Raw genomic sequence first — 12,273 nt, 5'->3', positions numbered from 1 at the left:
TCTCTTTCTAAAAACTATAACGCCGTTGTAATATGATTTTAAAAATTTTAAATAAACAAAGTCTTCTAATATTAATTTTGATAATTTGTTATTCATGCAAGACCGATAATAAGGAGATTATCACTGTTGAAAAAAAAGAAGTTAAGCCAAAATTTGAATGGCAGAACGCAGCGCTTACCAACGAAAAACGTATTGATTTGTTAATTTTTGAATTGACATTAGAAGAAAAAGCTTCACAATTACTCGATGTTTGTCCAGCTATTGAAAGATTAGATATTCCAGAATATAACTGGTGGAATGAGGCATTACATGGTGTAGCTAGAAACGGAAGAGCCACAGTATTTCCGCAGGCTATAGCATTTGGAGCAACTTTTGATGATGCTCTTATAGAGCGTGTAGCAACAGCCATATCAAACGAAGCCAGAGCAAAATATAACGAAGCCATAAAAATAGGCAATAGAAGCAAATTTGCAGGTTTAACATTTTGGTCTCCTAATATTAATATTTTTAGAGATGCCCGTTGGGGACGAGGTCAAGAAACCTATGGAGAAGATCCCTTTTTAACAAGTAGAATAGGCGTTGCCTTTGTAAAAGGATTACAAGGTAATGATCCTAAATATATAAAAGCTGCGGCCTGTGCTAAGCATTATGCAGTACATAGTGGTCCCGAAGAGTTTCGTCATGAATTTAATGCTGTAGTTAATAAAAAGGATTTATTTGAAACATATTTACCAGCTTTTGAAGCCTTGGTAAAAGAAGCTAAAGTAGAAGGTGTTATGGGAGCCTATAATAGAACTTTAGGAGCACCTTGTTGTGGAAGTCCTTATTTATTGCAAGATATATTAAGAGACGATTGGGGCTTTAAAGGATATATTGTGTCAGATTGTGGAGCCATTAGTGATTTTCATAAATTTCATAAAGTAACAAACACACCAGAAGAATCTGCAGCATTAGCCTTAAAAAGTGGAACCACAATTAACTGCGGAAATGTTTATAAAACATTAAAGAAAGCTTTAAATCAAAAACTAATCACAGAAGAACTTATAGATGAGCGGTTAAAAGAAAGTTTTATAACCCGTTTCAAATTAGGGCTGTTCGATCCTATAGGAACAAACCCATATGATGCTATAACATCGGAGGTTGTGGATTCTAAAAAACATAGACAATTAGCTAAAGAAGTTGCACAAAAATCTATTGTATTATTGAAAAATAAAAACAATATCCTTCCTCTTAAAAAAGATATTAGAAACCTTTATATAACAGGACCTAGTGCTTCGAGCGAAGAAGTTTTGTTAGGGAATTATTATGGGCTTACTAGTAGTACGCAGACAATTTTAGATGGTATCGTAAGTAAAGTGAGTCCTGGCACCACTATTAATTACAAATCGGGAGTACTACCATATCAGAAAAATGTAAACCCAATAGATTGGACTACTGGAGAAGCGGCATCTGCAGATGCATGTATTGCGGTTATGGGTATATCAGGTTTAATGGAAGGCGAAGAAGGAGAAGCCTTAGCATCTGGTGATAAAGGGGATAGAACACGTTTAAAATTACCTCAAAATCAAATTGATTTCATTAAAAAAATAAGAAGAAAAGGTGATAAACCTTTAATATTAGTTTTAACAGGAGGAAGTCCTATTGCAATACCAGAACTTCATGACTTAGTTGATGCTGTTGTATTTGTTTGGTATCCTGGAGAAGAAGGCGGTAATGCGGTTGCAGATGTTTTATTTGGAGATGTTTCCCCTTCAGGCAAATTACCTATTACATTTCCAAAATCTATTGAGCAATTACCACCTTATGAAGATTATAATATGGCAGGAAGAACCTATAAATATATGAGCCAAGAACCATTATATCCATTCGGGTTTGGTTTATCCTATGCGTCTTTCGAATACAAAAATTTAAAAATAGATTCAGATTATACGGTTACTGTAGATATTACTAATACAAGTGATGTTATTTCAGAAGAAGTTGTGCAACTATATATAAGTTCGCCTCTTGCAGGTAAAGTAGATCCTATTTTTGATTTAAAGTCTTTTAAAAGAATACAATTAAACCCTAAAGAAACTCAAACGATTTCTTTTAAATTAAATAAGGCATCCTTTAATCAATTTAATAAGAATGGTAAAACTATTATAAGAGATGGAGTCTATAATATTTACATTTCAAGCTCCTTGCCGTCACAAAGAAGTATAGATTTGGGAGCTTCTAAATTTATTAAAACGAGTATTGAATTTTAATAATTAACAATGAAATTTATTTTATATATAATATATCTAGTTACTTTTTTTTATGCCCAAACTCCAGAACCATCAAAAGGGTTTAAATAGGTGAAAAATGAGAATTTTTCAGAGGAGTTTAAAGGCAAGGAATTGAATAAGAAAAAATGGTACGAAAGATCACCATATTGGAAACATGGTAGTGCGCTAGCTACAATTAGAGCATATTAGCTATCTGTTAAATATGGAAATTTGCAAATAAAAAACTCGGTATTAAAAGGAGATAAAAAGTATAATATTGCAGGAGTAGCAGTTGCTTCTGTAGCTAAAAATACATTTTATGGATATTATAAAACACGAATGAGGCATCAAGTATTACGATATCTTCAACATTTTGGCTTAAAAATAAACCAGACATAAAAACGTGCCCATTTGAAGTCCAAGAGTTAGACATTGTTGAGGTTGTTGGTAAACAAAAAGATAAGTTTGATTTTACAACCAATTGAAAAAGAGAAGTAATAGTATTTATATTAAAACTTGATACTAAAGAAGAAAATGTTTAATTAAAATGTTAAACTGAGTACAGTCTATATCTTTGGTTTTCAAAACATATAATTTAGACAATAGTACCCAGTTCGACATGAATTAGTCACTCTATATAAATTAAGTTTATAACTTAAAAACTTGCTCAAGGGAAATCCATTTTTCTCCATCTTTAGCCCATGGTAGCTCTTGTTGGTAATTCCACATTAAATTTTCCCATTCTTGAACCTTTGGGTTGTTAGCGTCCATTTCGGCTTTTTTAACAGGATTAAAGGTGTCATCAACCTCCATAATCATAAACATTCTGTTTCCCGTTAAATAGATCTCCATATCTACAATACCAGCATCTTTTATACTTTTAGTAATTTCTGGCCATGCATTTCCTGCAGCATGGTAGGCTTTATATTCTGCAATTAATTTAGAATCGTTTTTTAAATCACATGCATAGCAGTATCTTTTTATACTCATAACTAAATTTTTCGTTTAATTTGTTTGTTTCTTATACGTTGTGTAACCATATAAGGCAACCACAGCTAAACATATTAAAGGCAGTATAAAAGAAAAATTAACTTCAGGAATAAACCCTAAAACTTTTACATCTGAAAAACCAGAACCTCCCCAATCTAATATGCCTCCTTGCAAAACGGGCATTAATGCACCACCAACAATAGCCATTACTAAACCAGCAGAACCAATTTTAGCTTCATCTCCCATGTTTTTTAACGCAATTCCGTATATGGTTGGGAACATTATAGACATAAAAACAGAAATAGCAACTAAAGAAATAAGCCCATACATACCAGGTAAAAGAATGGCGCCAGCACAACAAATTACGCCCCCAATACCAAATAACATTAACATTTTTGACGGGTTGATAGTTTGCATTAAAGCAGTACCTATCCAACGTCCTACTAAAAATGAAATCATTGCGGCCACATTAAAATAAGTAGCAGTAAGTTTTAAACCAAGTGTTTCATTTATATTATCTACATATTGAAAAATATAAGTCCAACACATAATTTGAGCGCCCACGTAAAATGCTTGAGCCAAGACACCTAGTAGATAGTTTTTATTTGCAAATAATTTTTTAAACGATTCAGAGACAGACATTTTATCTTCATCCGCTGTTTTTGGCATTTTAGTAAATATAATAATAGACATAATAACCAATACTAATACACCTAAACCAATGTAAGGGATACTAATTATGCTTAAATCGTTTTCTCTAACAGCAGATAATTCTGTAGATGTTAAAGCGCCATAAGCTTCAGTTGTATAATCATCAGACCTCAATGCACTAATAACAAAAACTTGTGCTATTACCATTCCCATAAGTGACCCAATAGGATTAAATGCTTGAGCTAAATTTAACCGTTGCGTAGCTGTTTCTTTATTTCCTAAAGCTAAAATTAAAGGATTTGATGTGGTTTCTAAAAAGGCCAATCCACAAGTTATAACCCATAATGATACTAAGAAAAAAGAGAAAGTTTCGTATTTCGCAGCAGGGTAAAACAAAAAGGCTCCAGTTGCGTACAATATTAAACCTAAAACAATACCAGATTTATAACTGTATTTTCTAATAAATAAAGCCGCAGGAAGAGCCATAAAGAAATATCCAAAGTAAAATGCAAATTGTACTAGAGATGCTTGCATATTAGATAATTCTGGCATAACTTTTTTAAATGCAGAAACCATAGGATTTGTTAAATCATTGGCAATACCCCACAAAGCGAATAAAGAGGTTATTATTATAAAAGGAAATAGTAATTCTTTTTTTACTACTGGAATTTTGGAAGCTTTATTCATATTTTATTTTAAATTTTTAATTAATAAAATAGTAAGACTAAAATGTTAAAAGGTGAAGGTTACAAACTGTGTTATCTGTATTAAAAAGGATAACAAATGATGCTATTCTGTTAGTAAAGATCTGTCTAAATGTACATAACCACCATCTACAGTAATAAACTGTCCTGTGGTATGCGATGATTTTTCAGAAATTGTAAAAAGGCATTGGTTGGCAATTTCTTGAGGCGTGGTCATTCTGTTTTCTAGTGGAATTTTTTTTACAATATCCTGTAGTTTTTCATCTCCATTTTCTAAAGTTTTTATCCAAGCATCGTAAGCAGGCGTCCAGCTTTCTGCAATAACAATAGCGTTACATCTAATACCAAACTTAATAAGATCTACAGCCCATTCTCTAGTTAGTCCCAAAACGCCACCTTTAGAAGCTGCATAGCCAGAAGTTCCACCTTGTCCTGTTAAAGCTACTTTAGAGCCAATATTTAAAATGTTTCCTTTAACCTTTTTAAGCATTGGCAAGCAATACTTCGCCATAGCAAAGAAGCTTACCATATTAAGTTTCAATGAATACATAAAATCATCCATAGAGGCATCAAGTCCAGCACCATCATTTACCCCTACATTATTTATAAGAGCATCAACACGCCCGTACTTTTTCTCTATAGTCTTAGCTGCCTGTTCTATTTGTTTATAATCTGATAAATCTGTTTTAATAAATGCAGCATCAATACCTCTTTCCTGTAATTCCTTTTCATATCCAACCCCACGATCATTACGACATACAATAACAGGTATTGCACCTTCATTAGCTAAAGTTTGTACAATAGTTTCTCCTATACTTCCTTTAATACCAGCAGCTCCTGTAATAACCACTACTTTTCCTTTTAATCCTAAGTCCATGATATTTTGTTTAAATAGTGTTATAAATTATAAAATTGAATAGCATTGGTTCCCATAATTGATTCTTGTTCGGACACCGAAAGGTTTGCTATAAAATTGGTAACTAAATTTTTTACTTGAGAATAAGTGCCAGCAACTAAACATACTGGCCAATCGGAACCGTACATAATACGATTTGTACCAAAAGCATTTAAAACCAAATCCATGTATAGGTGTAATTGACCTTCGGTCCAAGATTTATAATCAGCTTCAGTAATCATTCCCGAAATCTTACAATAGACATTTTCTTGTTTTGCTATTTCTTTCATAAGTGTTGCCCAACCATCAAAAAAACCATCTTTAATGTAAGGCTTAGCAATATGATCTATTACAAATTTTTGATTAGGAAAATGCCTTACAAACTCTAAAGCCGCTCCTAATTGATGGGGGAAGATTAATATATCATAGGTGAAATTGTGTTTTTCTAAAGCTTTGATACCTCTTAAAAAATGAGGTCTTAATAAAAAGTTATGATCGGGTTCACCTTGCACTATATGTCTGAAACCTTTTATTTTATTGAATTGATTGTAATTATCTAAAACAGCATCAATATTATCACCTCTTAAATCAACCCAACCAACAATACCTTTTATAAAATCATATTGTTTGGATAGGTCTAATAGAAAGTCTGTTTCAATCAATGTTTGGTCTGCTTGAACAGCTACACAGCCATCAATACCATTTTCACTATAGACTTTTTTTAAATTTGAAGGCAAAAAATCCTGACGAATAGCAGCCATATCATCGTCTATCCATTCATGCTTTTTGGGTTCGTAATTCCAAAAATGTTGATGAGAATCTATAATCATAATATTATTTTATAAAATCTTTTAATGCGTTTTGCATACCTTTTTCTTGAATAGCTTCAAGATATTTTAGTACGTTTTGTTCAAGCCCTTTGTATGTTGTTAAATCTATTCCCCAAAAATCTATATTGGATAGTGTGGTTTTAACGACAGTGGAAGTATCTTGGTTTTCCCATTGTGTTTTAAAGAATTTTAATACTTTTTCGTCATCTTTTAAAGTAATAGATTCAGAGCCTCTTTCCCCTTTGTAGAATGTTATTAATGAGGCTAATGAAAATAGTAAATGGCTTGGGAGCTCATTTTTCTTTTTAATATATTCTAGTATTGAAGGTAAAACACGTGTTTTAAATTTTGAAATAGAGTTTAAAGAAATACTTATTAATTCATGTTCTAAATACGGGTTTTTAAAACGGTCTAAAACATCATTAGCAAATTGGTTTAATTCGGCATCTGGTAAATCTAGAGTAGGACATATTTCATTAAAAATGGCATCTTTTAAGAATTCGCCAACAACAGGATCTTCTATAGATTCTCTTACTCGGTTAATACCATATAAATATCCAACTGGAACTAAAGACGTATGAGCACCGTTTAAAATACGAACTTTACGTGTCCTGTATGGTTCCATGTTATTTGTGAAAACAATATTTAAACCACAGGCTTCTGCAGGTATTTCTTCTTTAATAGTTTCAGGACCTTCTATAACCCATAAATGAAATTGTTCGCCTTCTACAACTAAATTATCTTTATAACCTAATGTTTTGGTGATAGTTTCCATTTTATCTCGAGGATAACCAGGAACAATCCTATCTACTAGTGTATTACAGAATATATTGTCTTCGTTAATCCATTCTATAAAATCACTGCCTAAGTTCCAATCGTCTGCATATTGTAAAACGATACGTTTTAAATGATAACCATTTTTATCAATAAGCTCACATGGAATAATAATCATGCCTTTATCGGAAGCTCCTCCAAAAAATTGGAAGCGTTTATATAAAAGTGATGTCAATTTACCCGGAAAACTACTTTGCGGTGTGTTTTCTAATTTATCGTTGACATTATATGCTATTCCTGCTTCGGTGGTATTAGAAATAACAAAGCGTAAATCAGGATTTTCAGCATTTATTAAATAGTCGTTATAATTTTCATAAGGATTAATACCACGTTGAATACAATCAATCACTTCATATTCGCTAATGGCTTTTCCGTTTTTAATACCATTAAGATACAGGGTGTACAAGCCATCTTGCTCATTTAATAGTTTTATTAACCCTTGATTTATAGGTTGAATGGCTACCACACCAGCATCAAAACCAGCTTGTTTATTCATTTTATGAATCATCCAATTGGCAAACGCTCTTAAAAAATTACCTTCTCCAAATTGTATCACTCTTTCGGTATATGTATTCGTATCTACCATATCTCTATTTAGTGCGTTCATTACTGTTTGGGTATTCGTTACTGAGTTTATCATTAGTTTCTTTTTGTTTTTTATAAAGACACACCTCGTTTCCAAGGGATAAAATCGTTATTACCATGAAGTACTGCTTTTGATGCGACTTCGTTACTTGCTACTTTTATAATGTGGTCTAAAATTTTTTCGCCCATAGATTCAATGCTATCTTCACCACTAATAACGGTACCTGCATTAATATCAATAATATCGTTCATGCGTTTGTACAGCTGTGTATTACTTGACATTTTTAAAACAGGCGCTACAGGATTGCCTGTTGGCGTACCTAACCCTGTAGTAAAAACGATAATATTGCAGCCAGAACCTACTAAAGCTGTGGTAGATTCTACATCATTTCCTGGAGTGCATAATAGGTTTAAACCAGGTTTTGTTACTTGCTCTGTATAATCTAACACTTGAACAATAGGGGAGGTGCCTCCTTTTTTTGCTGCTCCAGCAGATTTCATGGCATCTGTAATTAAACCATCTTTAATATTGCCGGGAGAAGGGTTGTTTTCAAAACCAGAACCAACGGCTACTGCTGCCGCAGAATATGCACGCATTAAGTTGTAGAATTTTTTAGAATCCTGGTCTGTTACACAACGGTTAATTAAACCTTGTTCTACACCATTTAATTCTGGAAATTCCGATAATACGGGAGAACCTCCAAGGGCTACTAGTAAGTCTGATGCATAACCTAATGCAGGATTTGCAGATATACCTGAAAACCCATCTGAACCGCCACATTCTAAACCCAATACTAATTTGCTTAATGGTGCTGGTTTACGTTCTATTTTATTTGCTTTTGTTAAGCCAATAAAGGTGTGTTTTACAGCTTCTTCTATAAGTTTACGTTCGCTTTCGCTACGTTGTTGTTCTAGAAAATGTATTGGTTTTTTACAATTTGGGTCTATAGCTTCTATGGCTTTTTGGAGCATATTAATTTGTGCATTTTGGCAACCTAAACTAAATACAGTTGCTCCAGCCACGTTAGGATTGGTTATATAACCTGCTAGAAGTTTGCATAATACTTGAGAATCTTGTCGAGTACCTCCGCAGCCACCATCGTGTTTTAAAAATTTAATACCATCTACATTTGGAAATACTCTGTTTTTAGATAATTCTTCTTTTGTGGTAATAATTGGTGTATTGAAAATTTCATCTGTAGTTGCACCAGATTTATATTTATGAATCAAAGCATCGGTGTTTACAGCAAAATCTTTTTTAGTTTCGTAGCCTAGTTTTTCTGAAAGGGCACCTTCTAAGACATCTAAATTTCTGTTTTCACAAAATGTTAGCGGAATAACTAACCAATAATTTGCGGTTCCTACTTTTCCGTCTTTTCTGTGGTAACCCTTAAATGTGCGGGTTTTAAAGTTTGAAATATCTGGAGCAGACCAAGTAAAGGGTTCTTTAGAGTCTTTAAATTCCGCGGAAGCGTGTTTAACATTTTCAATAGTAATGGCACAACCTTCTTGAATAGTTTGTGTTGCTTTACCTATTAAAACTCCATACATATAAATTTTATCGCCTACATTAAAATGGTTAAGTGTAAATTTATGTTTCTGTTTTATGTTTTCTTTTAAAGTGATGTTTTTTCCAGATACAGATGTAATTGTACCTTTTTCTAAAGGTGTTATGGCAACAATAACATTGTCTTTTGGGTCTATTTGTACGTAATTTTTTGACATTTCTTTTTTAATTAAAACTTACGGTTGCTTTAATAACTCCAGTTGCTGGATTTAACCAACTATCAAAATGGGTTATCATATCTGTATATGGAACAGAGTGTGTTATAAATGAGTCTGTTGGAAATTGGTTTAGTACGCTTATAACATGTTCAAAATCTTCGGTAGTAGCATTTCTGCTGCACATTAATGTCATTTCTTTAGCGTGAACTGCTGGGTGGTTGTATGTTAAATCGTCTTTAGATAAACCAACTAAAATAAAACGACCTCCATGAGACATGTAGTTAGGACAGGCTTCTAAAGCAAATTTATTTCCAGAGGCATCAAATACTGCGGTACATAAATCGCCATTTGTAATTTTAGAAATGGCATTTATAGCATTATCACCTGCTTTTACAATATAATCGACTCCAATTTTTTCTTTAGCATAAGTTAGACGTTGTTTATTCATATCTATAGCAATAACTTTTGTTCCTGCTATTTGGGCTAATTTCATAATACCTATACCAATTGGACCACAGCCAACTACGGCTACAAATTCGTTTTTTTTAATGGCTGCTCGTCTTACTGCATGAGCACCAATAGCTAGCGGCTCTACTATAGCCATTTCGTTATAAGATAAATTATTTGCAGGTAGTAAAATATTAGATGGTACTGTAATTTGTTCTTGCATACCCCCATCTGTATGTACACCCAGTACTTTAATATTATTACAACAATTTGTTTTTTCGTTTCTACATGAAATACATTTTCCACAACTTATATAAGGCATAATAACAACTTTGTCTCCTACTTTTATGCCTTTTTCATTGTCGTCTATTTCTAAAACTTCTGATGCTAGCTCGTGCCCTAAAATTCTAGGGTAAGTAAAAAAGGCTTGATTGCCACCATAGGCATGTAAATCTGTACCGCATATCCCCACTTTTGTTATTTTTAATAAGGCTTCTCCTGCTTGTCTTATTGGTGCTTCTTTTTCTTTTAATATAAATTCGCCTGGTTTTTCGCAAACTATGTATTTCATTTTTGTAGATATTTTGTCTGTAATTATATGTTGTTGTTAACGAGGTAAGTGTGTGTCAATTTATAAGAGCATATCTTATATTTAGGATATGCTCTTAATAGTAAAAAAAAACTAACTTCAATTAATTCAAACAACTAAGTTTTATATGTTATAGGGTTAACTCAAGAACAAAAGCATGGTTTCCTGGTTTGTCTATAGGCATTTTTACAAATAAGCCTAGAGCATCTTGAGACCATTTAAGTTTAGAGTTACTTCCTAACATTTTTATATTTAACACTTTATCTTCTGGAGTTATAGATTTAATAAGAACGTGATCTTTTTTTGGCCATGCCATCATGATGGCATATAGCTTGTTTTCTTTTTGAGTAAAACGAATGTCTTGACCTGTAAAACCTTTGTTTTTCCCTTCTGAGTGATGTCCTTTTTTGACCTCTGTAGGCCCTTCTCCAAAGGTTCTCCAATATTTGGTATTGTATATAGCTTCTCCATTGGTGTTTAACCAGTTTCCAATTTCTAATAGTATATCTTGTTGTTCTTGAGGAATGGTACCATCAGATTTTGGACCTACATTTAAAAGTAAGTTTCCATTTTTTGAAACAATATCAATCAAGTCATCAATAATTTGATTTGGTGTTTTAGATTTCCAATTTGTAACATAAGACCAAGAGTTTTTACCTATGGAAGTATCGGTTTGCCAAGGCAATTTTCTAATGCCTGGTAATTTACCTCGTTCTAAATCGTAAATTACAGTACCTTCAGGGAAGGCTTCATGGCTAAAGTTTTTGTCATTTATAACAACCTCTTTATTCCACTCAATACCTTTATTGTAATAGTATGCTGCTATTTTGGGACGTAAATCTGCAAAATCTGGAATATCTAAATAAAAATCAAACCAAAGAATGTCTGGTTGGTAATTATCAATTAAATCTATTGTTCTATTCCACCATCTTTGTTTAAATTTTTCGGATACAGGCTCTTTTAAGTCTTTCCCTTTAGAAGAGTATAAATCTGCATATTGAAGGTCTGTAGTATCAAAATGATCTTTTTTATTGTAAAACGACCAATTAAAGGCATAATGAGAAGACGCTCCCATAATTAACCCTTTAGCTCTTCCTTCTTTAAAAAGTTCTCCTAAAATATCTCGTTTAGGACCCATATTATATGCATTCCATTGTGTTGTGTTAGATTTATACATAGCAAAACCATCGTGATGATCTGCGACAGGAACTACATATTTTGCTCCAGATTTTTTAAATAAATCGATCCATTCTGCAGCGTTAAATTTTTCGCCTTTAAATGCTGGAATAAAATCTTTGTAACCAAATGCTTTTTGATTTCCCCAGTTTTTTAAATGATGTTTATAAGTAGAGCTAGGACCTTTTTGTTTAAGTTTTAATTGTGCAGTAAAGGTAGCTGTATCCATATACATTTGTCTTGGGTACCATTCAGATCCATAGGCAGGTACGGAATATGCCCCCCAGTGTATGAAGATGCCGAATTTCTTGTTGTTAAACCATTCAGGATCTTTATAATGTTTTTTTATAGATTCCCAATTAGGCTCGTAAATAATTTTTTTATCCTCTGGTTTTACTTCTACTATTTTTTTATTCTCTTTTTGTTTACAAGATGTAATTAGAGCTATAAACGCAAATAAAATAAAAGCCAGTTTTTTTAAAAACATATCGATTTGTATTTGATTTAATTATACTTTAATAAGTATTAAATACATTGGCTAAATTCCTTTTTTTAATGGGAACTTAATATGCTAAATGATTTAATTGGAGCAACAAATGAT

At 32.5% G+C, this 12,273-nt stretch carries 10 protein-coding genes; 2 read left to right on the top strand and 8 right to left on the bottom strand.

Going from position 1 to position 12,273, the window contains the following annotated elements:
* The first annotated feature begins 32 nt into the window (after positions 1-32).
* Complete coding sequence (locus A8C32_RS15725; protein WP_083253383.1) at positions 33-2,246, top strand: glycoside hydrolase family 3 C-terminal domain-containing protein; 2,214 nt, start codon at positions 33-35, stop codon at positions 2,244-2,246.
* A gap of 231 nt (positions 2,247-2,477) precedes the next feature.
* Entirely contained in the window at positions 2,478-2,645 is a 168-nt protein-coding gene (locus tag A8C32_RS20775; protein WP_165605855.1) for a hypothetical protein, read from the top strand.
* Positions 2,646-2,894: 249 nt separating this feature from the next.
* Here the strand turns inward: A8C32_RS20775 and A8C32_RS15720 are convergent, their stop codons facing one another.
* From A8C32_RS15720 to A8C32_RS15685, 8 genes are all read right to left on the bottom strand, one after another.
* A complete protein-coding gene (locus tag A8C32_RS15720; protein ID WP_069831362.1) occupies positions 2,895-3,236 on the bottom strand; it encodes an L-rhamnose mutarotase in 342 nt (113 codons plus the stop codon).
* A 15-nt stretch (positions 3,237-3,251) separates the two neighbouring features.
* Positions 3,252-4,574, bottom strand: a complete 1,323-nt coding sequence (gene fucP, locus A8C32_RS15715) for an L-fucose:H+ symporter permease (RefSeq protein WP_069831361.1) — start codon at positions 4,572-4,574, stop codon at positions 3,252-3,254.
* 102 nt (positions 4,575-4,676) lie between these two features.
* Positions 4,677-5,468 carry an SDR family oxidoreductase gene (locus A8C32_RS15710; protein WP_069831360.1) on the bottom strand — a complete coding sequence of 264 codons (792 nt, stop codon included), beginning with the start codon at positions 5,466-5,468 and terminating at the stop codon, positions 4,677-4,679.
* A gap of 20 nt (positions 5,469-5,488) precedes the next feature.
* Complete coding sequence (locus A8C32_RS15705) at positions 5,489-6,316, bottom strand: amidohydrolase family protein (RefSeq protein ID WP_069831359.1); 828 nt, start codon at positions 6,314-6,316, stop codon at positions 5,489-5,491.
* 4 nt (positions 6,317-6,320) lie between these two features.
* Positions 6,321-7,790 (bottom strand): tagaturonate reductase, encoded by a 1,470-nt coding sequence (locus A8C32_RS15700; protein ID WP_240491767.1) that lies wholly within the window; start codon positions 7,788-7,790, stop codon positions 6,321-6,323.
* 17 nt (positions 7,791-7,807) lie between these two features.
* Complete coding sequence (locus tag A8C32_RS15695) at positions 7,808-9,460, bottom strand: UxaA family hydrolase (RefSeq protein ID WP_069831358.1); 1,653 nt, start codon at positions 9,458-9,460, stop codon at positions 7,808-7,810.
* 7 nt (positions 9,461-9,467) lie between these two features.
* Complete coding sequence (locus tag A8C32_RS15690; RefSeq protein ID WP_069831357.1) at positions 9,468-10,478, bottom strand: zinc-binding alcohol dehydrogenase family protein; 1,011 nt, start codon at positions 10,476-10,478, stop codon at positions 9,468-9,470.
* A 148-nt stretch (positions 10,479-10,626) separates the two neighbouring features.
* Positions 10,627-12,159, bottom strand: a complete 1,533-nt coding sequence (locus tag A8C32_RS15685; RefSeq protein ID WP_069831356.1) for an alpha-L-fucosidase — start codon at positions 12,157-12,159, stop codon at positions 10,627-10,629.
* Positions 12,160-12,273: the final 114 nt, after the last annotated feature.

Origin of the sequence: Flavivirga aquatica (assembly GCF_001747085.1) — a bacterium.
GTDB classification, from domain to species: domain Bacteria; phylum Bacteroidota; class Bacteroidia; order Flavobacteriales; family Flavobacteriaceae; genus Algibacter_C; species Algibacter_C aquatica.
The sequence above is the reverse complement of the archived record's forward strand: the minus strand, read 5'-3'. Positions and strand labels throughout refer to the sequence as shown.